This is a genomic window from Pollutimonas rozaliensis (assembly GCF_048751585.1).
Classification (GTDB): domain Bacteria; phylum Pseudomonadota; class Gammaproteobacteria; order Burkholderiales; family Burkholderiaceae_B.
In genome coordinates, this window is sequence record NZ_JAZHOB010000252.1 from 1 (window position 1) to 252 (window position 252).

The 252-nt window shown below is 31.3% G+C and carries 1 protein-coding gene; it reads right to left on the reverse strand.

All coding sequences use genetic code 11. From position 1 onward, the window contains the following. A partial coding sequence (locus V0R37_RS22790) for a hypothetical protein (protein ID WP_420376646.1) occupies positions 1–233 on the reverse strand: 233 nt, incomplete at its 3' end. Positions 234–252 lie beyond the last annotated feature (19 nt).

Here is a 252-nt window from a genome sequence, read left to right on the forward strand (position 1 = left end):
TAAGGAAGTATTATTAATTTTGCTTCCATATTACCTACAGAAGCTTTTATCAACATCTCAGCATTTTGTAAATTAAGAACAGCAGGTGTTGATGTAGATACTGTAGGTATATCTGATACATCTGTATCAACCATTCCTGTAGAATATACTTTTGCTCTACATCTGATAGTTTCTCCACCTCTAACTTTTGTTGCTATAACATTTACTACTTTTACTTCTTCCAATTTTTTCACACTCTCCTTTTTATTTGTG